General features: G+C 39.8%; 19 protein-coding genes and 1 pseudogene. 5 read left to right on the top strand and 15 right to left on the bottom strand.

Annotated elements, in window-relative coordinates; translation table 11 throughout:
- Positions 1 to 59 precede the first annotated feature (59 nt).
- From FF105_RS06020 to FF105_RS06010, 3 genes are all read right to left on the bottom strand, one after another.
- Positions 60 to 908 (bottom strand): sugar ABC transporter permease, encoded by an 849-nt coding sequence (locus FF105_RS06020; RefSeq protein WP_010294179.1) that lies wholly within the window; start codon positions 906 to 908, stop codon positions 60 to 62.
- 2 nt (positions 909 to 910) lie between these two features.
- Positions 911 to 2,272: a carbohydrate ABC transporter permease gene (locus FF105_RS06015; RefSeq protein ID WP_010294182.1), complete on the bottom strand. Its 1,362-nt coding sequence runs from the start codon at positions 2,270 to 2,272 to the stop codon at positions 911 to 913.
- Positions 2,273 to 2,333: 61 nt separating this feature from the next.
- Positions 2,334 to 3,566, bottom strand: coding sequence for an extracellular solute-binding protein (locus tag FF105_RS06010; RefSeq protein WP_010294184.1), 1,233 nt, complete (start codon positions 3,564 to 3,566; stop codon positions 2,334 to 2,336).
- 355 nt (positions 3,567 to 3,921) lie between these two features.
- Here FF105_RS06010 and FF105_RS06005 point away from each other — a divergent pair, with 355 nt between their 5' ends.
- The 5 genes from FF105_RS06005 to FF105_RS05985 are packed head-to-tail and all read left to right on the top strand — an operon-like array spanning position 3,922 to position 10,327.
- The gene (locus FF105_RS06005) at positions 3,922 to 5,025 is read left to right on the top strand and encodes an ABC transporter ATP-binding protein (protein ID WP_010294186.1); all 1,104 of its coding nucleotides are present in this window, start codon (positions 3,922 to 3,924) and stop codon (positions 5,023 to 5,025) included.
- Positions 5,026 to 5,074: 49 nt separating this feature from the next.
- A complete protein-coding gene (locus FF105_RS06000) occupies positions 5,075 to 6,859 on the top strand; it encodes a glycoside hydrolase family 13 protein (protein ID WP_010294187.1) in 1,785 nt (594 codons plus the stop codon).
- Positions 6,860 to 6,870: 11 nt separating this feature from the next.
- A complete protein-coding gene (locus tag FF105_RS05995; RefSeq protein WP_010294189.1) occupies positions 6,871 to 8,502 on the top strand; it encodes a glycoside hydrolase family 13 protein in 1,632 nt (543 codons plus the stop codon).
- Positions 8,503 to 8,520: 18 nt separating this feature from the next.
- Positions 8,521 to 10,164 (top strand): alpha-glucosidase, encoded by a 1,644-nt coding sequence (locus FF105_RS05990; protein WP_147651813.1) that lies wholly within the window; start codon positions 8,521 to 8,523, stop codon positions 10,162 to 10,164.
- 19 nt (positions 10,165 to 10,183) lie between these two features.
- Positions 10,184 to 10,327, top strand: coding sequence for a hypothetical protein (locus tag FF105_RS05985; protein WP_010294197.1), 144 nt, complete (start codon positions 10,184 to 10,186; stop codon positions 10,325 to 10,327).
- A gap of 20 nt (positions 10,328 to 10,347) precedes the next feature.
- Here FF105_RS05985 and FF105_RS05980 read toward each other — a convergent pair whose 3' ends face one another.
- From FF105_RS05980 to FF105_RS05920, 12 genes and pseudogenes are all read right to left on the bottom strand, one after another.
- Positions 10,348 to 11,133 carry an alpha/beta fold hydrolase gene (locus FF105_RS05980; protein ID WP_010294201.1) on the bottom strand — a complete coding sequence of 262 codons (786 nt, stop codon included), beginning with the start codon at positions 11,131 to 11,133 and terminating at the stop codon, positions 10,348 to 10,350.
- Between the two features lie 62 nt (positions 11,134 to 11,195).
- Positions 11,196 to 12,605, bottom strand: a complete 1,410-nt coding sequence (gene lpdA, locus FF105_RS05975; protein WP_010294203.1) for a dihydrolipoyl dehydrogenase — start codon at positions 12,603 to 12,605, stop codon at positions 11,196 to 11,198.
- A gap of 2 nt (positions 12,606 to 12,607) precedes the next feature.
- Entirely contained in the window at positions 12,608 to 13,906 is a 1,299-nt protein-coding gene (locus tag FF105_RS05970; RefSeq protein ID WP_010294205.1) for a 2-oxo acid dehydrogenase subunit E2, read from the bottom strand.
- Positions 13,899 to 14,879 (bottom strand): alpha-ketoacid dehydrogenase subunit beta, encoded by a 981-nt coding sequence (locus FF105_RS05965; RefSeq protein WP_010294207.1) that lies wholly within the window; start codon positions 14,877 to 14,879, stop codon positions 13,899 to 13,901. The genes FF105_RS05970 and FF105_RS05965 overlap by 8 nt, the downstream gene beginning before the upstream one ends.
- Position 14,880: 1 nt before the next feature.
- Positions 14,881 to 16,017: a thiamine pyrophosphate-dependent dehydrogenase E1 component subunit alpha gene (locus FF105_RS05960; protein ID WP_010294209.1), complete on the bottom strand. Its 1,137-nt coding sequence runs from the start codon at positions 16,015 to 16,017 to the stop codon at positions 14,881 to 14,883.
- On the bottom strand, positions 16,010 to 17,020 hold the full coding sequence (locus tag FF105_RS05955) for a lipoate--protein ligase (RefSeq protein ID WP_010294211.1): 1,011 nt from the start codon (positions 17,018 to 17,020) through the stop codon (positions 16,010 to 16,012). Before FF105_RS05955 ends, FF105_RS05960 begins: the two co-directional genes overlap by 8 nt.
- 101 nt (positions 17,021 to 17,121) lie before the next feature.
- Positions 17,122 to 18,585 (bottom strand): UDP-N-acetylmuramyl-tripeptide synthetase, encoded by a 1,464-nt coding sequence (gene murE, locus FF105_RS05950; RefSeq protein ID WP_031941337.1) that lies wholly within the window; start codon positions 18,583 to 18,585, stop codon positions 17,122 to 17,124.
- 207 nt (positions 18,586 to 18,792) lie between these two features.
- On the bottom strand, positions 18,793 to 19,908 hold the full coding sequence (locus FF105_RS05945; RefSeq protein ID WP_010294216.1) for a tRNA dihydrouridine synthase: 1,116 nt from the start codon (positions 19,906 to 19,908) through the stop codon (positions 18,793 to 18,795).
- A 72-nt stretch (positions 19,909 to 19,980) separates the two neighbouring features.
- Complete coding sequence (locus tag FF105_RS05940; protein WP_010294218.1) at positions 19,981 to 20,571, bottom strand: non-canonical purine NTP pyrophosphatase; 591 nt, start codon at positions 20,569 to 20,571, stop codon at positions 19,981 to 19,983.
- Positions 20,571 to 21,896, bottom strand: a complete 1,326-nt coding sequence (locus FF105_RS05935; protein WP_010294221.1) for a bifunctional folylpolyglutamate synthase/dihydrofolate synthase — start codon at positions 21,894 to 21,896, stop codon at positions 20,571 to 20,573. The genes FF105_RS05940 and FF105_RS05935 overlap by 1 nt, the downstream gene beginning before the upstream one ends.
- A 139-nt stretch (positions 21,897 to 22,035) precedes the next feature.
- Positions 22,036 to 23,276, bottom strand: a pseudogene (locus FF105_RS05930) (MFS transporter).
- A 46-nt stretch (positions 23,277 to 23,322) separates the two neighbouring features.
- Entirely contained in the window at positions 23,323 to 24,615 is a 1,293-nt protein-coding gene (locus tag FF105_RS05920; RefSeq protein ID WP_147651817.1) for an alkaline phosphatase family protein, read from the bottom strand.
- Positions 24,616 to 24,658: the final 43 nt, after the last annotated feature.

Below are 24,658 nucleotides of genomic sequence, written 5' to 3'. Positions count from 1 at the left end.
GACCTCCTGTACACGTTATTTTAACATGAAAAAGATTGGGACTGACGCCCCAATCTTTTTTAACCTTTGACCGAGCCACTTGTCACACCAGAAACGTAGAATCGTTGCAACACAATAAACAAAATCGTAATTGGAATTGCAATAATCACTGCCCCCGCAGCGAAACTCATGAATAATGAATTGGCCGTCTCTTTAGTCATCATCGAATATAATCCGATTGCAACTGTATAATTTTTAACATTGTCACCCATAATAACCTGAGCAAAAATGAAATCCATCCAAGGACCAGTAAAAGCTGTCAATGCCGTAAAGACAATGATTGGTTTAGATAATGGCAAGGTAATTTTGGTAAAAATTTGCCATTTGGTTGCACCATCTAGCATGGCACTTTCATCCAATGAATATGGAATCGTGTCAAAAAATCCTTTTTGGATGTAAAATCCCAAACCAGCGCCAGATACATAAACTAATATTAGGGCGAATAAACTTTGCGTTAAACCAGCTGCTTTCAAAATATAATAGATAGCAAACATTGCCATAAAGCCCGGAAACATGTTCAAAACTAAGGCAACCTTCAAAAAAGGACCCTTTAACTTAAATCGTAAGCGACTCAATGAGTATGCCATTGCTAACACTAAAGCTGTGGAAATAAAGCCGCTCACAATCGACACAAATAACGTATTCAAGAACCAGCGACCAAAAGGATATTGTGAGTTGGTAAAAAGTTGTACGTAGTTATGAAAGGTGTAGGTTTTTGGCCAAAAATAGTTTACAAACGCGCCACCTTCGCCACGGAAACTAGTCAATATAATCCAGAGAATGGGCACGACCCAAACAATTGCCATGACAGTCAATAATAGATACAAAATCATTGTATTACGGCGTTTTACGCCTTTTAAGCTATGCATTGTTATGCCTCCATTCCAGAATTTGATATTTTCTTATAAGCAATCAATGAGAATGTTGCGGACAAAATGAAGATTAAGATACCAATTACCGAAGCTAAGTTATAATCAGCAGTATTCAGAGTTAAATTGTATAACCAAGTAATCAGCAAATCAGTTGATCCAGCACCGTAATAATTAGAATTAGCTGGTCCACCACCTGTTAACAAGTAAATCACGTTAAAATTGTTCACATTACCAATGAACTGTTGAATCAAACTCGGCGCCATCACAAACACAATTTGCGGAAATGTGATTGACCTGAAAATTTGAAATTTATTAGCGCCATCAATTTCTGCTGCTTCAATTTGTTCTTCGGATTGATTCTGTAAGATCCCCGTTGTCACCAACATTGTAGCTGGAATACCAATCCATAGGTTAACAACAATAATTGTAAACTTGGCAAACAATGGATTTGTGAAAAATGGTAACGATGTTTTAATCAGACCTGAGTTGATCAGTAATGTGTTAACTAATCCACCGTCAGCAAACATATTATTCATAATCAGTAAACTAATGAAGGCTGGAATCGCCATCGTTAAAATGAAGATAGTTCGAAAAACTTTTTTACCTTTGATGCCCTTAGCATTGATCATCATCGCCAAGATAACGCCAAAGAAAAATGAAGTTACTGTTGCTGCAACAGCCCAAATTAATGTCCAAGCCAATACTGGGAAAAAGGTATTGGCCATTTGCCCTGAAATAACATTACCAAAATTCGCAAATCCGACCCAACTAAATAAATTTTTGGGAGGCAAGTGGTTGTGATCGTATGATGTAAAAGCAATCGCAATCATATAAATTAATGGCAAAATAGTAAAGAACAAAACACCTGTCATTGGAATTGCCATCAAAGTCACATGCATTTTTTCGTCAAGCAAGGATGCTAAGTCTTGCTTCAACGTTGGCAGTGTCTCACCGTCTTGTTTCAATTCCCATATTTTACGCGCCGATCCCAAATTAGCACGATATAAGAGAATAAACAGTACCGTAATAATGACAGCTAGCATACCCCATAGTAGCAAAAGCATCGAATTATCACCCGCTTTTAATACAGAAATCCCTAACTTTTTGTCATACACCAAACCCTGTGCATGTGTTCCCAGCGTTATCATGTTGTGATAAGCTTTTAATCCTGTCGTGAATAACCACGCCACCCAAGATATTTCTAGTAATAAAAAGATGAATCCTTTGAGATATTGCTTATTGGCAATGTTGGCAGCTCCCATAATAATATAAGAAGCCTTAGTTGCACCATCTGCTTTTTTAAATAACTTTGTTAGTGGTATATGCGCTTCAAAAGTCGAATGCTTTTTTCTTTTAAACATCTTTCTTTCCATCCTTCATAAGTATGTACACAGTGAGTGATAGCCACTCACTGCTTTCCTTTTATTTAACTGATTTTGAAGCATTTTTAACCAAAGTGGTTAGCTTTGGCAACATTTGACTGTCTGAAATCTTGCCCTTGTATGTGTCGTTAAACAAGGCATCAGCTGATGTCCAGAAGTTAGCCATGGCTGGTGATTTAGGCATTGGTGTTGAATAACCTTTCTTCGACATATCAACAACCGCCTTTGCAAGCGCATCATTTTGAATATCTTGAGAGGCTTGAACTTTTTTAGATGATGGAATGTAGTGCGAATTTTTGAATCCTAGCTCTTGTACCTTATCACTTGATAAGTATTTCGCTAATTTCATCGCTGCCAAAGGCTGCTTAGTATCTTGCTTAACACCGAATAACTTAACACCCAAGAACGCCTGCATCTGTTTTTCACCTGAACCCAAGTCAACTGTTGGATATGGTGCAATGCCTAAGTTGTCCCCTAAGGCTTTTTTATAGTCATTGTATGACCATGGACCAGACAAAGTTGCCGAAATTTTGCCTGATTGTAACAGACTCAATGTGTTCGTGCTGGCTTGAACAACGCCCGGATTATCTTTTTGAGCTTTCATCCACTTCAAAACGGACACACCTTTTTTGTTGTCAATATTTGTACCCTTTGCTTTTTCACCATTAGCACCATACAACGTATCTCCGGCAGTGTAGAATAGTGGTGAGAAAATGTAGTTAGCACCAGCTGATGCTAAATTTGTTCCCACTTTTCCCTTAGATGTCAAACTAGTCCAAGATTTAATATCATCATTACCGAGTTGCGTTTTGTTATAATACAAGACTTGTGACTCAATGCCATAAGGATAACCGTACACCTTGCCCTTATAGGTTGCCCCTTTCATCGCATTAGAAATTTGTGTTGATTTAAGGCTTTTAGCATATTTGGTATTTTGATAAATTAGTCCCTGAGAAGCTAGCGATCCAATTTGATCATGTGGAAACATGAATACATCTGCAGCAGCCGATGGGTCCTTTTGCAAATTCTTTAATGCATCAGTTGAGCTTGTGTACTTAATAGTCACCTTGATGCTAGGATTCGCTTTTTCAAAATCTTTGACAGCTTGAACATAAGTTGGTTTTGTACTTGTATCTACCCACAACTTCAACTTTTTCGTCTTGGCAGCATTTACTGTTGGGGTATCAAGTGAAACACTCAATAATCCAACGGCAGTTGAAGCCGTCAGCAATGTTACCATTGCGCCAGTCGTCACGCTCATCATTTTTCTCATGATGTTTTTCCTCCAGAAAAATTCTCTTTGTATTTTTGATTACGCAATCATCATAAAACATTTATCCAAGTAATGCAAGCGCTTACATTTTTATTTTTTATGAATTGGTCTAGACAAGCTATGATATTTTTATTGATAATAATTGAGCATATAAAGAAGTATTTTTTTATTAAGTATGAATTATCTATGATTTTATTATTGAATTAATCACATTTTTCACAAGCATATAAAATTTGGTATAACACTTTTGTGGAAACGCTTGCATTTATTTTTAAATATGCTAATCTAATTCATGTAAGCGCTATCATTTTTTTATAGTTGCGATACCCGATATTAAAAAAACGAGGAAGAAAAAATGGCTGAAATTCGTTTGGAACACATCAATAAAACATATCCACACATGTCCACCCCATCTGTGGCAGATTATAATCTTCAAATTCACGATAAAGAGTTTATCGTGTTTGTCGGTCCGTCTGGTTCTGGTAAATCAACTGTTTTACGCATGATCGCCGGCTTGGAGGAAATCTCTGGTGGTGAATTTTTCATTGACAATAAATTAATGAATGATGTTCCACCTAAAGACCGAGATATTGCGATGGTTTTTCAAAACTATGCCCTCTACCCACATATGAGCGTGTTTGATAATATTGCTTTCGGCCTCAAATTGAGAAAAGTACCCAAAGCTGAAATCACACAGCGTGTTCAAGACGCAGCGAAAATTCTTGGCATTGAAGACTACCTTGATCGCAAACCCGCTGATTTATCTGGGGGTCAAAGACAACGTGTGGCAATGGGTCGCGCAATCGTTCGCGATGCGAAAATTTTGTTAATGGATGAACCGCTATCTAACCTCGATGCAAAATTACGTGTTGAAATTAGAGCAGAAATCACTAAGATTCACAAGCGAATTGGTGCCACTACTATTTATGTGACGCATGACCAGACAGAAGCTATGACACTGGCTGATCGCATTGTTATTATCGACCACGGTGACATTCAACAAGTCGGTACACCGCAAGAACTCTACAATGAACCTGCTAACATTTTTGTTGCCACATTCATTGGTATGCCATCAATGAATATGATTTCTGGTCAGTTCAGTCATGATATATTGACCACAAAAGATGGCTTTAGTCTGAAAATTCCGCTTGGTATGGCTAAACAACTCACTGCCCGTGGCTACGAAGGCAAACAAGTTGTATTTGGTGTCCGACCGGAAGATATTCACTCCGAGCAAGTAGCACTTGACACCTATCCCGAAAGTAAAGTAACAGCAACTGTTACCATTGCAGAACTAATGGGCGCCGACTCAATGTTGTATACGCAAGTTGGTTCACAACAACTGATCGCTCGTGTAAATGCTCGCGATTACAATCAACCTGGTGCCTCAGTCGAACTCGCTATTAACACCAATAAAGGACACTTTTTTGATGCCGATACGACACAACGTATTGTCTAAAACTTCGCATATTTCCTGACAGTTTAATCTATTAACGAGGCAATTATTTATGAATAAAGCAGCAATTTATCACCGCCCTGAATCTGAATACGCTTATTTATATACAGCAGATGAATTACGATTACGAATTCGAACAGCAAAAAATGATATTCAATCAATTAGCGTCATTGCTGGAGATCCCTATAATTGGCAGAACGGTACTTGGCAAAAATCGGCCAATGTCGTCATGAAAAAAACACTTGTCACTGAAACACATCAATATTGGCAAGCATCATTAACAGCGCCTTTCAACCGTTTAAACTATGGCTTTATTTTAACTGACAGTCTCGGCGATTCCATTTTTTATGGTGATCAAGGATTTGAAACACTCACATCCTCTTCAAATGATGACAACAGTTTGATGGGTGCTAATAATTATTTCAAAATGCCCTATTTTCAAGAAATTGATCGTTTTAAAGCACCAGAATGGGTCAAAAAAACTGTATGGTACCAAATTTTTCCTGAACGGTTTGCCAATGGTGACACATCAAATGATCCATCTGGAACATTACCTTGGCGGTCAGGTGATCATCCCACCGCTGAAAGTTTTTATGGCGGGGACTTGAAAGGTATCATCAACCATTTAGATCACTTCAGTCAACTTGGTATTAACGGCTTGTATCTCACACCTATTTTTAAAGCACCTACTAATCATAAATATGATACGCAAGATTATTTTGAAATCGATCCACATTTTGGTACAAAAGAAGATTTTAAATTATTGGTTGAAAGAGCACATGCGGCCGGAATTCGAGTGATGCTTGATGCCGTGTTCAATCATATCGGTGATCAAAGTCCTCAATGGCAAGATGTTATTGCTAATGGTCGTCAATCAAAATACGCTGATTGGTTTCATATTCATGACTTCCCTGTGCGTTATACGCCGACTGATAATTTTGAATATACTGCAGACGCAAATTATGATACATTCGCATTTACGCCGCACATGCCAAAACTTAATACCGCTAATCCAGAAGTACAAGATTATCTGATTGACATCGCGACCTACTGGATAAAAGAATTTGATATTGATGGCTGGCGTTTGGACGTGGCAAATGAAGTTGATCATCATTTCTGGAAAAAATTCCGCAGAGCCACTACGGCCATCAAGCCTGATATTTATATACTTGGTGAAATTTGGACAAGTGCACAATCATGGTTGCAGGGCGATGAATTTTCGGCCGTCATGAATTATGCTTTCACAGGGTCAATTGTTGACTTTTTTGCCAAACAACAAATTTCGCCCTCCCAGATGGTCCATAAACTCAATGCACAACTAATGCTAAATCGTGATCAAACCAATCAGGTCATGTTTAATCTACTTGACTCACATGATGCGCCACGCATTCTAACCGTAGCACACAATAATAAGACCATTGTGAAACAAATGTATACTTTTATGTTTTTACAGCAAGGTACGCCTGATATCTATTACGGTAGCGAATATGCAATGAGTGGTCAACAAGATCCAGATAATCGCCGGCCTATGGTTTGGCAAAGTGATCAACAAGATGCAACGATGTATGACTTTTTGAAGCAACTGATTCAGCTACGTCATGATTATCAAACTGTCTTGTCTGAGGGTACACTGTCCTGGGAGACGGATGATAACAAAAACATTGTTGGTTTCACACGTCAGCTAGGTCAAACAAAGATATTCGCAATATTTAATGCTGGGAATACAAATTACGAAATACCAACATCAATTGATATATCTCACATCATTTCAGAGCAGTTGTACAACAACCACATCATTCAGCCTAACGGCTTTCTTGTGACGATTTCTAATCAGTAAGGAGTTTTTTTATGACAGCACCTTGGTGGCAATCAGCCGTTGTTTATCAAGTATATCCCCGTTCATTTCAGGACACTAATCATGACGGCATCGGCGATATTCAAGGCATTATCTCACATCTTGACTACTTGCAAAAACTAGGCGTTGATGCAATATGGCTATCACCAGTTTATGCTTCTCCAAACGATGACAACGGCTATGATATCAGTGATTATGAAAATATCATGGCTGAATTTGGTACCATGACCGACATGGAAGCTTTAATTCATGATGCTCGTGAAAGAAATATCAAAATCGTGATGGATCTGGTATTAAATCATACTTCTGATGAGCATGCTTGGTTTATTGAATCAAAGCGAAGCCGTGATAACGATTATCGAGATTTTTATATCTGGCGAGATGCTAATCATAATGCTGCCCCGAATGATCTACATTCTGCATTTGGTGGTAGTGCCTGGACATTAGATCCACTCACGAATCAATATTATTTACATCTATTTAGTCCAAAACAACCAGACTTAAATTGGACCAATCCTGATGTCAGACAAGCAATCTATGCCATGATTAATTTCTGGATTGACAAAGGCGTTGGTGGTTTTCGTTTAGACGTCATTGATTTGATTGGTAAAATACCAGATGACAAAATAACCGCTAATGGGCCTAAGCTCCATGACTACTTAAAAGAAATGAACCAAGCAACGTTTGCTAATCATGATTTGATGACAGTTGGCGAAACTTGGGGTGCGACACCTGACATCGCCAAATTATATACGCGTCCTGACCGAAAAGAACTATCAATGGTTTTTCAATTTGAACACATAACTCTCGATCAAGAATCTGGTCAAGACAAATGGTTTTATATTCCATTAGATGTTAGCAAACTCAAGGGGGTCATGACTAAATGGCAAACACAGCTCAACAGTGATGATGGTTGGAATTCACTTTTTTGGAACAATCATGATTTGCCTCGGATTGTATCACGATGGGGTAATGATACGATTCACCGTGTGGCATCAGCAAAAATGTTGGCAATTTTACTGCACATGATGAAAGGCACGCCCTACATTTATCAAGGCGAAGAAATTGGGTTAACCAATACACCAGTCAAAGATATTTCAGATTTACGAGATATTGAATCATTAAACTATTACCATGACTCACTCAAAAATGGCTATCTCTCATCTGATGCAATACTTGATCAAATTAACCATAAAGGTCGTGATAATGCAAGACGACCTATACCTTGGCGCAACAGCCTAAACGGTGGTTTTTCTGATGTTGATCCTTGGATTGATGTTAATAGCAATTACCCTGATATTAATGTTGAAGCCGCTTTGAATGATTCCAACAGTATTTTCTACACTTATCAAAAATTAATTACGCTTAGACATCAAAACCCAATTGTTGTCTATGGTGATTTTGAGCTCATTGATACAGTTGATCAAGTTTTTGCCTATTACCGACACTATCATGATCTAACTTGGCTAGTTGTGACTAATTTCAGCAATCAGACCAATACGTTTACAAGTGAAGATCACATAGAAGCCACCATAGTTGCAAATTATGACGAACCCAAAAATTTGCATAATAAAATACTTCAACCTTACGAGGCATTTGTGGTTCAAGTCACGACAAAATTGTAATTTTGGAGGTATTTATTGATGACAAAAATTAATCCACCATGGTGGCAATCCGCTATTGGCTATCAAATTTATCCACGCTCATTTCAAGATACAAATCATGATGGTATCGGCGATTTACAAGGTATTATTAAGCGCCTACCCTATCTTAAATGGCTTGGTATTGATTTTATTTGGCTAAATCCAATTTATACCTCACCAAATGTCGACAACGGTTATGACATTGCTGATTTTCAAAACATCGCTTCAGAGTATGGTACGTTATCTGATTTCAAAACGCTTATTGCAGCTGCTCACAAACAAGATATCCGTGTCATTATGGATTTAGTTGTCAACCATACATCAAATCAGCATGCTTGGTTCAAAGCAGCCAAAACCAGTCGTAATAACCCATACCACGATTTTTATATTTGGCAACCAAATCATAATCACCAGCCACCAAACAATTGGACTAACTTTACTGGAGATAGTGTTTGGACCTATAATCAGGCAACTGATGAATGGTATTTCCACTTGTTTGCACCAGAACAGCCTGATTTAAATTGGGAAAATCCATCTGTACAAACCGAAATTATCAATATGATTACTTGGTGGTCTGAGCAAAATATTGATGGCTTTCGTCTCGATGCGCTCAGTCATCTTAAAAAGGTTTCATTCGAGACACCACAACCCACTGGTGAACATCAATTTGATATTTTTGCTAATAATCTAGGTATCGAAAAATTTTTAAAACGCTTGCATGATACTTTTCAATCACTTCATTTGATGACTGTTGGCGAGGCTGGCGGTGTGCATGCCGACACGGCTAGAAATTGGACGGGACCACAGGGTTTCATTGACATGATTTTTGAATTAGAACATCAATCTCGTCAGTCAGAAGTACCGCCGCGCGCTGACATCAATCATTTACTTTCTAGTTTGACAACGTGGGAGAAACAACTAAATTCACAAGGCTGGCTAGGCATCTATCTAGAAAATCATGATCAGCCTAGATCATTAACTGTTTATGGTGAAAACAATCCTGTAGCAGCCAAAAGCTTGGCAACTTTGTTGCTCACATTGCGAGGCACACCTTTTATTTATCAAGGTGAGGAATTAGGCATGACCAATATGCCCTTTACCTCGCCAGACCAAATTGATGATCTACCAACTTATCATGATTTTCAACGCTTCAAGTCGGCTGGTATTGCAACAGATTTAGCTTTAAAAAAAGCAACAAGTTGGTCGCGTGACAACGCTCGAACCCCGATGCAATGGACAAAATTCGGCTTTTCCGACAATGCAGAAGATTCTAAAAAGACATGGCTAGTGACTAACCCTAACACGACAAAGCGTAATTACCAAGAAGATAGAGAAAATCCTGACTCAATACTGAATTACTATCGTCGTTTAATCCATCTCCGTCGAGATGATGACACTTTAAAATCTGGTGATTTTAAGTTAATCACTATGGAAAAAACTAACATTTTAGTATTTACACGAAATTCAACAGATAGCCAACGTTTGATTGTCATCAACTTGTCAGATGCCCCTCAAACAATTTCCCTGCCCGAACAACTACTCAATAAAGGCTGGCAGCCATTGATAGCGACCATTAATCCTATTCCAGAAATATCACAATCTATCCACTTACAACCTTTTCAATCTATTATCTGGTATAATTAACGTTTTAAAGGAGCAAATCATGGGTAGATATCAAATTGATTTTAAACAAAAACAAGCCGATGCTAAATACAAATCGGGTCAACAAACACAAACAACGAAAGCTGACAAAATCGCCGAAATTAGAGCAAAAATGGTCGCTAACAAAAAGCAATCCAAACGTTAAAAATACGTTTGGATTGCTTTTTACATAATTGTTCTAACAAAATTTAGGACTGCATCATTAAATTGATCTGGTGCCTCAATGTGAGGAATATGACCCGCTTTATCAATAGTGACACCTTGACCATTTTTTGACATGGCGACAACTGTTTCAACATGTGCCGACGGCCAAAGTGGCGAGTCTTGTCCAGCAATGAATAAGTGCTTCACCTGCTCACGACGTAACACATCACGCCAATCCTGCATTAAACTGTCTAATAGTAGTGGCTCATTGTATTGAAAGTCAAATGGTTGATAGTTATCAGCCAAAGCATGCTTGACTGTTTCTGACAGTTTCAATCGCGTTAATTTTGTATGCGGTAGTTTTGTCGCTGCTGTCCAAATCATCGTCAAATCAGCGTTAAAAATGCCATACGGCCAGCTATCATCTCGCAATATCTTTGGAAGCTGATCTTCAGTAATGATAGCTCTGACGTTGGCATCCCCATATAAGGATAAGTAAGCCCAAATTGTGCTGGCACCCATTGAATGTCCCATCAATATTGGCTTTTCCAGCCTCAATTGTGCCATTAATTCAGCTAAATCTTGCCCGTGCCGTGCCATTCGCATACCGTAGTCAACCGTATCGCTTTTCCCATGGTTACGACGATCATAAGTGATTACCTGTAAGCCAGCGTTTACTAGTGGTTCAACCTGCATCACCCATGTTGCTTGATTCCCTGAATATCCTTCAACCAAAATAATGGGCTGACCTGTACCAAATATTTGATAATCGAGTCTCACACCATCATTTGTCATCATTGTTGACAAAATCTGTTCCTCCAATCAAAACAAAGTCGCTACAAAAAGCAACTTTGTTTATGTCAAGCTTATTATATATGAATTGGTAAGCCATCCGCAACTTCAGCGGCATCCATGATGGCTTCACCCAAAGTTGGATGTGGATGAATTGTTAGGGAAATGTCTGTCGTCGTTAGACCATTTTCAATAGCTAATGACAATTCAGAAATCAAATCCGAGGCACCCGGACCAACAATTTGTGCACCCAATAGCGCTTTAGTTGTTTTATCACTTATCAAACGAATAAAGCCAACTGCTTCATCAATTGAAATGGCACGACCGTTAGCAGCAAATGGAAACTTCGAAATTGTAGCCGTTAACTGCTTTTCTGTCACTGACTCTGGTGTTTCGCCTGTTGTTGCTAATTCATAATTTGTATAGGCAACTGCTGGTAAGGAATAATGCAAGTCACGAGCATGCGCATCCCCAGAAATTGTAGCTGCAGCAATTTTAGCTTGAAAACTTGCCTTATGTGCCAATTGGGGCCCCGCTGTCACATCACCGATGGCGTAGATATGAGGCACAGTTGTCTGCATGTTATCAGTGATTTCAATCAAGCCACGATCGCTTAATTTAACATCAGTGTTGTTGAGACCAAGCGTATTGGTATTAGCGCGTCGACCAACAGCAATTAACAAATAATCACCAGAAACTGTTTGTTCTTGCCCATCTACTTCATAAGTCAATGTCACATCGTTTTCAGTTTGGACAGCGCTTTTTGCCATGGCTGAGGTAACAATCACCCCACCGCGTTTCGTGAAATCATCTATGACCGGTTTAGCCAGCTCTGCGTCAAATCCATTTAGCGTGTGATCCAAGCCTTCAATAATTGTGACCTGAGAACCTAGGTTAGCATAAGCACCACCAAGTTCAGAACCAATCACGCCACCACCAACAATAATTAACTTATTAGGTATTTCAGGTAAACTCAAGGCGCCAGTAGAATCAACAATTCGCTTACCAAATGGCAAAGCCGGAATTTCAATTGGGCTAGAACCAGTCGCAATGATAGCATTGTTAAATTGCAGCAATTCGTGGCCATCTTCTTGAACAACATTTAATGTTTCATTGTCATTAAATGATGCTTCACCCTGAATGATATCAACATGATGCTTTTTGAGCAACATTTTAACACCACCAGTCAGCGTGTTGACCACAGTATTTTGCTTCCAATCTTGTGTCTTTGACCAATCGATTTTTGCATCAGCTTGTGTCAAACCAAAAGGATTTTCTGATATAGCATCACGATAATGATGTCCCACATTGATTAAGGCTTTTGACGGAATACAACCGACATTTAAACAAACACCACCAATTTGATCACGTTCGATAATAGTCACATTTTGACCCAATTCAGCAGCGCGAATAGCGGCTACATAACCACCAGGTCCTGATCCGATAACAACTGTATCTACTTCACGTGCTTGTGCACCAACAACCATGATTACACCTCCATCAACATATAGGCTGGGTCAGCCAACAGCTGCTTCAAATAATTAATAGCTGACTGTCCTAACATGCCATCAATCAAACGATGATCATAACTCAATGACAACTTCATGTTTTGACCGACCGCCAATTCACCATCTAAACCAACAATGGGTTCTTTCAGAATTGATCCCAAGCCGAGAATTGCGACTTCTTTACCATTAATAATTGGTGTGAACCAAGTACCACGTGCCGAACCAAGGTTAGAAATTGTAATCGTACCGCCTTGCATTTGCGCTGGCTTAATTGTTCCTTCACGAACAGCGGTTGCTAACTCAGCAATTTCTTTAGCTATTGTCACGATTGATTTTTGGTCAGCCTGCTTAATGACTGGCACATAAAGACCACTTGGCGCATTAACAGCAATGCCCATATTGACATCGTCATGATAGACAACTTCTTGCGTATCCATGTCTAGACTTGCGTTGATTTCAGGGAACTTTTTAGCCGTTGCAGCTAACGCTTTTACCGCATAAGCCAAATAAGTCAAATGAATGTCTTGATCAGCCAATTGCGTCTTAAATGTTTGACGATGAGCGACCAATTTGCTAACTTCAACCGAATCAAAATTAGTAACCGTTGGAATAGTTACATTCTGTGTTGCCATTGCTTTAGCAATTGCCTTGCGAACGCCTGACATTGGTTGGCGACCTTCGCGTACAGGTTCAGGCACTTCAACATCTTTGGTCACTGCCGCTGTTGGTGAGGTAGTTGTTTCATTAGATGACTCACTTGAAGTTGCAGCTACCGGTGTATCCGTTGCTTGGTATGCCGTGACATCAGCTAATGTCACATGCCCATGACGACCCGTTGCTGGGACTTTAGTCAAATCAATCCCTTTTTCAAAGGCTAAATGGCGCACTGATGGCATAGCCAAAACATGTCCATTCACAACTTTTGATAATTCAGTCGCTGTCGGTGTTTGCGGTGTGACTGAAGTGGTTGTATCAACTGATGTGTCTTCAACTGTATCGCTGGCTGTTGGTTCAGCGCTCTCATCACTACTGTCGCCACTACCGTCGCCATCAAATTCAATCAATGAATCGCCAACAGAGACAGTTGTGCCTGCGTCAACAAACAGCTTGGTGACAGTACCTGCGTACGGCGATAAAATTTCTTGAATCAGCTTATCATTTTGAACTTCCGCGACTGGATCATCCATAGCCACAGTATCACCAACTTTAACTAACCACGACGTGATGTCACCCTCAGCCATGCCTTCGCCAATATCTGGCATTTTAAAAATCTCAGTCATAATTAACAACCTCCATCACTTTTGCAACAACATCATCAGGCTTAATCATCCAATCATTTTCTGCCTGCCCAAATGGATAAACTGAATCAGGCGCTGCAACACGACCGATGGGTGCTTTTAGGCTTAAAATAAAGCGTTCTGAAATCTCACCCATTACATTGGCACCAATGCCAGCCATCCGTTGTGCTTCTTGCACGACAACAACACGTCCAGTTTTTGTCACCGTGTCACCAATTGATTTGATATCCAATGGTGAAACAGTGCGCAAATCTAACACTTCTGCGGACACACCATTTTTGGCTAAGGCGTCCGCAGCCTTTAGTGCTACAGGTACACCGCCACCATACGAAATAATAGAGACATCTTCGCCTTCACGCGCCACAGCGGCTGTATCAAGCGGTGTTGTGTAATAACCTTCGGGTACTTCCCCTTTTAATGAACGGTACAAATGCAAATTTTCCAAGAAAACGACCGGGTCGTTGGATTCAATTGAACTCAGCAATAATCCCTTGGCATCAGCTGGATTAGCTGGCATTACAACACGAATGCCTGGAATCTGTGCCACCATACCCTCTAAATTATCTGCGTGCATTTCTGGTGTTTTGGTACCGCCGCCATATGGTGATCTGACAACAATTGGCATTTGGCGCGTGCCGTTGAAGCGGAAGCGGTTACGAGCCATTTGGCCAGCTATGGAATCCATCACTTCAAAAACAAATCCGAAAAACTGAATTTCCATAATTGGGCGGTAATTTTGCGTAGTCAAGCCAATCGCTAAACCACCAATACCGGATTCAGCTAACGGCGTATTGAAAACACGATCTTCGCCATATTTAGCCTGCAGACCATCAGTAGCACGGAAAACACCACCATTTTCACCGACATCTTCACCAAAAATAACAACGTCATTATCTTTTTCTAGCGCTAAATCCATCGCTTCACGAATTGCATCAATATAACTTTTAACAGCCATGTCACTTTCCCTCACTTTCAAACTTACTGATTTGTTCGGTCATTGCTTGTCCGGGAACTTCCAATGTATGCTTAATGAAATTAGAAATCTTTTGCTTGTCTACTTTGTCGGCGATCTTAATTTGCTCATCAATTAGCGCATTAACTTCGTCAATGTATGCACTTTCTTGCTCTTCAGACCAAATACCTTTTTCAGTCATAAACTTGCGCATACGAATCAGTGGCTCTTTTTGCCACCAAGCATCAATATCTGCTTGTTTCCGGTAACGTAGAGGGTCATCACCCGCTGTTGAATGTGGTTCTAGACGATCTGTTAGTGTCTCGATAAAGACAGGTCCTTTACCACTTGTTGCCCAAGCACGTGCTTCTTTAGCTGCTAAGTAAACAGCGATCGGATCGTTACCATCAACAACAATACTTGGTAAACCAGCTGCCCATCCTTTTGCTGCCAAATGCGTAGCTGCTGTTTGCAACGAACGGGGCGTTGAAATCGCATAACCATTATTTTGTGCAAAGAAGACGGCATTCGCCTTGTACGCACCCGCAAAATTCATGCCTTCGTAAAAGTCACCTTGCGACGTACCACCATCACCAGTATAAGCATAGGCAACGGCATCTTTATTTCTTTTCTTCAGTCCCAAAGCAATACCGGCTGCTTCAACATACTGCGCACCAATAATAATTTGTGGCATCCATGCATTAACAGGTTTACCCTCTTCCGTAGTAAATTCGTTTCCAAGTACATGACCGCGGGACCACAAAATGGCTTTCCAAATTGGCCAACCCTTAACCACAATTTCTGGAATGTCACGATAGCCAGGCATCAACCAATCATCATCATTAAAAGCATAAGACGATGCCATCTGTGACGCTTCTTGACCAGCAGTTGGCGCAAAGAATCCGAATCGACCTTGTTTAGCTAATTTAGTTGAACGAATATCTAATTGCCGGCTGAGCAACATTCTTTTGATAATGTTGACAAGATCTTCATCTGATAAATCAGCGCGCTTCAGCGCCTCTTCATCAACAATTTGACCATCATTATTTAATACAGACAACATCGGAAATGACGTGTCTTGTGCCTCTAATTGTGCTTGAAAATCTAGTATCTGCTGATTTGTTGCTGTTAGATCACTCATGAATTTTTACCTCATCTTTCTGGAAAAAAGTTGCTAATAGTTCATTATTTGTAATGCTACCAAAGTATTGTCCCCCACGATTCTGGTCAAGTACGGTCGAAACAGCTTCCGGTGTAAATGGTATTCCGACTAATGCTGGCTTGATTTCGCGCCAGTCGCGAACACCTAAGAAATCGCCAGTGAAGTTAATGTCTGTGATCCGACCATCATTAACATTGACCTGAACATCAATCGCACCTCCGTCAAATTTTGCATGATTATCATACATAAATTCTGGACTCTTGCCATAATTCCATGACCATTGTGAGAATTTTTGATCCCTTGCTTGCAAAATAGCCTTTTTTTGCGTGTCGCTTAATTGATATTCACCATCACGACCCTCATCACTCAAATAATATTGTAATTTGGCAATGAAGTCATCAATTGTTAACGATTCAGGTGCAAAATCTTTGATGTTGCCCACACGAGCACGCACCGACTTAGCTGCCTTAGAAATAAATTTTTCATCCGCAACATTTAGTGCCCTCACCATCGCTTCAACATCAGTATTCCAAAGTAAAGTACCGTGGTGCATCAGATAACCACCCGCATAGCGTTGCGCATTACCAGATACCTTCTTACCGTCAATTTCCAAATCATTTCGTCCGGAAATTGCCACTGGAACGCCAACTGATTCCAAGGCATCAGCCATCGGTTTAACAAATTGTTGAAAATTAACATTTGCACTATTTGCAACCGGTACAAAAAATGTGAAGCAAATATTACCTAAATCATGATAAACAGCGCCACCACCTGATACGCGACGGACAACTTGAACATCATGGCTATCAACATAATCTTGATTAACCTCCGCAAACGTGTTCTGATTCTCGCCGACAATGATGGCCCGTTTATTTTGCCACAGTGCAAAAACTGGCTCACTTGGGTGCAAGTTTTTCAGTAACCAAGCATCCATGGCAATATTGGTATAGGCATCATTACCAAAATAATTGATGAATTGCATAACTTTTCTCCTTTTGTAACCGCTTACATATTACACTTTTATTATACGCCTGTTTTCAGAAAATGACGGCATTTTTTGACAAAAAAAAATCCTACCGGATTTTATAGTTGCATCTTAAATTGTTTAACAACGGCATAATCACCGATGTATGGCACATCTTCACCATTAATTTTTTGGTAGGGATCTTCGCCTTTTCCTGCCACGATCACAATGTCATGCTGCCCAGCATTAGAAATAGCCTTGTGAATTGCTTTAATCCGATCCATTTCAAAATGAACGACTAATAATTGATTATCAATGTGTTCAGCAATTTGGTGAGCAATGTCAAGCGGATTTTCAAATTGTGGGTCATCAGCTGTCAAATAAACAACGTCAGCCAATTCACTCACTACACGACCAAAATCGGCACGTCGTGACACCCCTTTATTACCTGGCGAACCCACTACCACGATGACGCGACCTTCGGGTGATTGCGACTGAGCAAACTTTAACAAGGCCCTCATGGACGCGTAATTATGAGCATAATCCACAAATGCAATGCCGTGATTTGGAATTGGTAGGCTCAACATGCGACCAGGAATGAACACTTCGTCCAAACCTTTGACCATTGCCTCATGCTTAACGCCAGCAAACGCGACCATCATCATCGCAGCTAAAGCATTTGATTCATTAAAGTCACCAGGTAAATTCAGACGATATTGCCCAATCATTTCTGGAAAGTCGCTTTTGGTTACAGTAAATCGACTCTCATGAATGGCACTCTCTTCGGTTGTTATCATGCTATGACTGTACAAATAAACTTTATCATGCTCGGCTTTAGCATGTGCATAAATTGTATCAAAATGGTCTGTCTCCGCATTGATAATCACTTCATCTGAGTGATCAAATAACATCATCTTATGAGCCAAATAATCTTCAAAAGTCGGATGTTCGTTTGGTCCAATATGATCTGGTGAAATATTTAAAAACGCACCGACATTGTACCGCAACGCATAGACACGGTTTTTCAGATAGGCTTGTGAGCTGACTTCCATAACCAAATGTGTCATGCCATTATCGACCGCTCGGCGCATATCTTTAAATAATTCATAAGACTCGGGTGTCGTTAAATCCGACTTTTTCTTATCTTGAGGTTCTGGACCCGTAATACGATCAACGGTTGAAAAAAGTGCCGTATGATTGTTTGTTGCTTCTTTAAGCATTGTATATGCAAAATAAGCTGCGGTAGTCTTTCCTTTTGTACCAGTGACAGCAGCAATCCAAAGGGACTTTTGAGGATAGTCAAAAAAAGCCATTGACAATAATGATAACGCTTTTTGGACGTTGGTAACCTGCCATTGCGGTAAATTTATCGTTAGGGGTTGCTCAACAATCAATCCGGTGACACCTTGGGCATCGGCTAAATACTCTGACTTAAAGGCACCTTTCACGACAAATAATGTATTATTGCGTACTTGACGTGTATCATAATGCAAAAAGTCAAATGTCGCGTTGACATCAGCCGATTTGATTAACAAATGATGTTCAGTTAAAATATCTTCAATTTGTTGCGATGTTAATTTTATTTGTCTCAATTATTCTTACCTTTTTTCATATTGGCACTCGATATAATACTGACTACAATTATACCATCTTCGCGTGAGATGCCATGACATTCTAAACGCTATTCAACTAAAAATTAACCTTAAAAAATCATTTTTAACTCAAAATTAAAAATTCAAACACAAGAATACCTCGCATTGTTTCAAGGTTTGCGTTTGAATATATTGTCGTTAATCAGTTTCACTGGCAACCTTACGAGCAGTCGCCGCTGCCATATCTGCGCTTGCAGCGGCATTATCTCGGTAAATATGTTTGTCATTAGCAACAGCATCATAAACTTTAGCTAATTCACGTGCCAAAACAGTACGTACTTCATCAGTCGAATGCGTTTCCATCAACATTTGCCGTAAAGCAGAAGCATGCGCGAATCCACGCAAGTATATTTTGAAATAGCGTTTCAAAGCCTCAAAATGTTTGGGCGTAACGGTCGCATTGACCTCATCAAATAGATCTAACTGCAAGTTTAATAAATCAATTGATTCTGTCAAAGTGTGTTGGCGCGGACTTTTTTCAAACGCGTATGGATTCTCAAAAATACCTCTGCCAATCATAATGCCATCTAATCCAGGATGAGCTTTCGCTAAGTCCAATCCTTGTTGACGCGTTTTGATATCACCATTAATTTGGATTAAAGTTTGTGGTGCAATATCATCGCGCATCGCCAAAATGTCATCGATGAATTCAAAATGAGCCGGTACTTTTGACATTTCTTGTCGTGTGCGCAAATGCACTGTTAGTACAGCCACATTTTGTCGCAAAATGATGGGTAACCATTCTCTAAATTCTTCAGTCTTGTAGAAGCCTAAACGCGTTTTAACTGAAACAGGTAGACCAGATTGCTTCGCCGCAGCCACAATTTGTCGTGCCAAATCTTCATGACGAATCAAATCCGAACCCGCGCCGTTTTTAATCACCGTTGCATCAGGGCAACCCATATTGATATCAACAGCTTGGTACCCCATTGAGGGTAAAAGTTTAGCAGCGCCAGCGATATCATCTGGACGTCCGCCCCAAATTTGTGCAATCGGTTGCTGTTCATTTTCCGCTACCGCTAGACGACCTTGTACTGAAAATTTGGCCTTTGGGTGAATCATGGAACTGGCATTTGTGAATTCAGTATAATAGACGTCAGGAGCGCCTGCCTTAGCCACTACTCGGCGGAAAATAGTATCAGTAACTGCTTCCATAGGTGCCATACTAAAAAAAGGTTGCTTTTGATCGTGACCCATTTGTGCATTTGCCACGACTTCATCCCAAAATGGCAATGTTGTTGTTGAATTTGACATATTGTGTTGCCTCATTATTTTATATTATCTACAAAAAAACATCTCTCCCATTTTACCACGGGCTAGATGTTTTCACAAAAGATTCACAAGTGCCTGCAAAGCGCGAGAACGGTCGTGATAATCAATTACGTCATTAATTGACATTTCTGACAAAGTCAATCCATTTTCAGCTTCAACAATATTGTCTAAGCCATCAATGTAATCACCTCGTCGACTATTTTCTGCAATCCGAACGCCACCTTTGCCTTGTGCCGTTAATAAACGATTGTTCGGCGTTGCTAAGCCCATCACGGCCAATAAATAACCCGATCGATCTATTGATGGTTGACGCAATAAATCAAGAATATATTGTTGCTCTGCTTCAGTTCCTAAGATACCCTCAGCTTTGAACTCTCGCGCTGTCACAACACCAAAGCGATCCGGAAAAGCTGACAAATATAAGCCAGTATCATCTGATAAAACGTATTCATCAGGTAAATACTGATGGACAAATTGTGCCTTAACACGAGCATTTTCAATTTGAGAAGTCGTGGTTTCTGCTGGAAAAACTAATGTTTCGCCTAGAACATTTCGATAATTTTCGACTTGATGTCCCATCGCCTGCGCTAAAACGGCCACTTCTTCCGTTTTGGCAGTATTATTTGAAGCTAAAACAAATCGCATTAAATGCCTCCTTCTCTATGAATAGCACTCAAGGTATAAAAAGAACCAGTCACCACAATTAACGCTTTTGAGGATTCACGGACCCTCATGGCCAATGAAATTGCTGCCGAAGCATCGTTGGCAACCTCTACTTCAATATTGGGATAATCCGACAAAATATCGGCTGCTAGTTCATCTGCTGATAAAGCCCGTGTTTTATTATTAGGTGTAACCGTAATGACCCGTTGCACAAAAGGTACAATTTCATCCAACATTTCGTGATAGTCTTTATCTTTTAGCACGCCTAAAATCAATGTTGGCTTGATTTTCAAGTGCCAAGCATTCAGCGCCGATACCAGTCCCCTAATACCATCAACATTGTGAGCTGCGTCAAACAAAATGTTGGTGTCTTCATGATAATTCATGCGACCTAATATTCTGACATTCGCCAATCCTTGTTTTGTTTTTGCGCGGTCAAAGACCATGCCTTTTTCAATCAATGCTGCTTTTATTTGTAAAACAATACTAAAATTGTGAACCTGAAAAGCACCAGACATACTTAGAAAATAGCCACTCTCGCCATTAATACTCAAATCTAATCCAGCTGGCGTTGTATTTAAAATTATAATTTCATCACGCTTGTGCTCGAACCATCGGGCGCCAACAGCCTCTGTTCTAGCTCTCAATACTTTCGTAGCGTCAATATCTTGACCGGCGTAATTAATAACCCATGTCCCTGATTTAATTAACGCTGATTTATTATCGGCTATTTCTTTAATGTTGTGACCCAATAGATTTTGATGATCAATGCTAATTTTGGTGAAAACCGTCAACATTGGTACCTCAATGGCATTTGTTGCGTCTCGCAAGCCACCTAAACCAGCTTCAAAGATAACGATATCAACACCGTTGTCCACAAAAGCCAATAAGGAAATAACAGTCAAATATTCAAAGTACGATAAATAATCAATTGCATGTCCGTGGGCGGCAAATGTTGCCACAACTTGATCATAGTAAGTCAGAAAATCTTGCTTGGTAATCATTTCCCCGTTAATACGAATCTGTTCGCGATCATCCATGATGAAAGGACTAGAAAAATGACCATAAGTGTAGCCATTAGCTTTTAAAACAGCACCCAACATGGCGCCTGTTGACCCTTTACCGTTCGTACCAGCAATCTGAATGATTTTGAGTTTAGTGTCAGGATGGTCTAACCAACTGAGAACTTCACGTAAAATGGGCACACGTGTGTCATCAATCACGCGCCAGGTTTTGTCAAAACTTTTAATTACCTTTTTATAGCGGGCTAAAATTTTGGTTTCACGTTTTTCTAACTGTTTATCCACTTGACTTCTCCGAAAAAATAACTTAAATATATCTTAACATATATCACGTCTGTGTTAAATTGATTTGAACGAACAATCCTACTACGTCATCAAAAAAAAGCACCAAACATGGTGCTTCAGTACAAAAACTGCATGTATATTAGTCGGCACGGGTTGGCGTAAATATGAAGACAGCCAAACCGACACCAAATAGCACAATTAATGATCCAGCCGCTAATTGCACTTGCCCAGTCATTTGTGCGACTGTTCCGAACAATAAGGGCCCTAATATGGCGCTAAATTTTCCAAATATATTATAAAACCCAAAAAATTCACTGGCTTGGTCTTTTGGTACCAGCTTACCGAAATATGATCTTGATAGAGCCTGTATACCACCCTGCGATGTACCGACCAAAATAGCTAATACAAAAAATTCTATCGCATGATGAATGAACAACGCATAAATGGTAATACCAATATAAATGGTAATGCCGCCGACCAAAACTTTGCGTGTACCAAAATAGTTTGCCAATCGCCCGTAAATAATCGATGATGGGAAAGCTATAATTTGAACTGCCAATAAAACGGTTAATAAAGTTGTCATTTTGATGCCAACAGCAGCGCCAAACATTGTTGCCTCAGTAAAAATTGTATTAACACCGTCGATATAAAAAAAATAGGCTAAGAGAAACCATGCAATATCTGGATATTTGGCAATATTTTTGATTGTTGTTATTATTCTTTGTATGGCTTCTGTGAATGGTTGTTGCGGCGTAGGCAAAAAATTCACTTGGTTTACTGTACGCCACATCGGAATCGTCCATAACAACCACCATACTGATGCCAACATAAAAGCAAACATAACCCCTGTTGTTGGCGTCATCAGTCCTCGCAATAAATAAAAAATGACAAAAGGTATTACACCACCCAAGTATCCAAAACCATAACCAGCGCTTGACACGCGATTCATACGTATATCAGTTGTAACATCTGTTAAAAAAGCATCATAAAAAATATTTGCAGCGCTATAACCAATATTAGCAAGCATAAAAATAAATAATAACCACCATATTTTATTATCAGGCACCAATGCTAAACCAACGGTTCCAATAATACAATAATACCAATCAGCGTAAACCAAGTAAATAATCTTTTTTTGAATCCAGCATAATCCGCAATCGCACCTAAAATTGGCGCAGCAATAGCGACCAAAAAAGTCGAAAAAGCGTTAGCATACGACCAAAAAGCTGTTGTCTGAGCGCCGGAAAAGCCTGTGTTTTGGCCCACTTTGACCACCCAAATTGGCAATACTGCTGTCACCACAATAATACCAAAGCTAGAATTGGCCCAATCATACAACACCCAACTTTTCTCTTGGGTAGTTAATCCTCTATTTTGCACATCACTACTCCATTACATGATATAAAGTCCATATATGACACCGGGCTTATTTTTTAATTACTTTTTCCAAGGGTATCCCATCTAACACATTCTCAAATTCAACATCCAAAAATTTAGCAAACGTGGGTGCTTCATCAACCAAACGCGCATCCTCAATCGTAATATGTTCGACATCTGGACCAGCTAATACCAATGTTGTCTGATAATCGGACTTATCTGGTCGAAAACCATGGACCGCTTTATAGCGATCACTCGTGCCCAAATCAGCATCATCAGTCGCTTCAACGACCGCTGAACGGTTAACTTCATCAGTAAAGAAATAACCATTTTGTGCCTCAATAATGAAAGCGGCTTCTGGATTGATATGCCATTTGATCAGATCACTTGGCTGATAAATTGTTTCAACACCTTGAACTTGGTTAACAATTGACCGAACCTTATCTTGTAAACTATCATCTTTGATATAGACATATGTCGATCCATCAGTGGTCTTGGCTAACACACGCCAATCCCCATCAATTAAGCCTTTGTCAGTGACAACTAACCAGCCTTGCTCGGCAAACAACTGATTAAGATGAATCATATGATTAACATCAATTTGGAAGTGATCACCAAGAACAACAAAATTCGTATTTTCAAAATTACCAGCCTCTTTTGTGGCTGCCATTAATTCGCCAAGATGCGCATCAAGACGCTTTAAAGCAGCGTAAGCCTCTGCCGAACGCACCCCAAACTGATGACGATGTGCATCCATATCAACTAAATGAATAGCTAACAAATCTGGTTTTTTATTTTTTATCGTATCAACCGCAGCAGCGGTAATAAAATTATCCAAATTAGGTTGCTTAATACCGTTACGCAATTGACCAAAACGACGGTTCATATCAAACATAAAATATGGGGTACTGGCATTAAATGACACCAACACTTGGTTCGTCCAAATTCGATTAGGAAAAATCTCAGCAATATTCCAAGTAATTGGTGCTTTTGCCGACACCGGCCACAAAAAAGCTGCCGTTTTGAGTCCTTTTCGATGCGCTAAATCAAATAAAGTAGGTACTTGAATATCTTTAGCATACCAATACCAGTCTGGTGAGTCACCACGTTCTGGTTGTATTTTAGTGTTATTAACAATACCGTGCTTTGCTGGATAAACACCTGTCATAATTGACGTATGCGATGGATAGGTTAAAGTTGGATAAATGCCTTCCACTTTTTTGACATGAGCCCCACGCTGTATTAACTGCGCCAAATTAGGCATCATCTCAAGATGTTGAGCGACATCCTCAGCCCCCAATGCATCAAACGACACAATTACTAGTGGATGTGTTAAAACCATGAATAAAATCCTCTCTACTGGCGTTGATTGGACGTCATTTTTT

It is taken from the genome of Leuconostoc sp. UCMA20149, assembly GCF_030400235.1.
Classification (GTDB): Bacteria; Bacillota; Bacilli; order Lactobacillales; family Lactobacillaceae; genus Leuconostoc; species Leuconostoc pseudomesenteroides.
The sequence above is the reverse complement of the archived record's forward strand: the minus strand, read 5'-3'. Positions and strand labels throughout refer to the sequence as shown.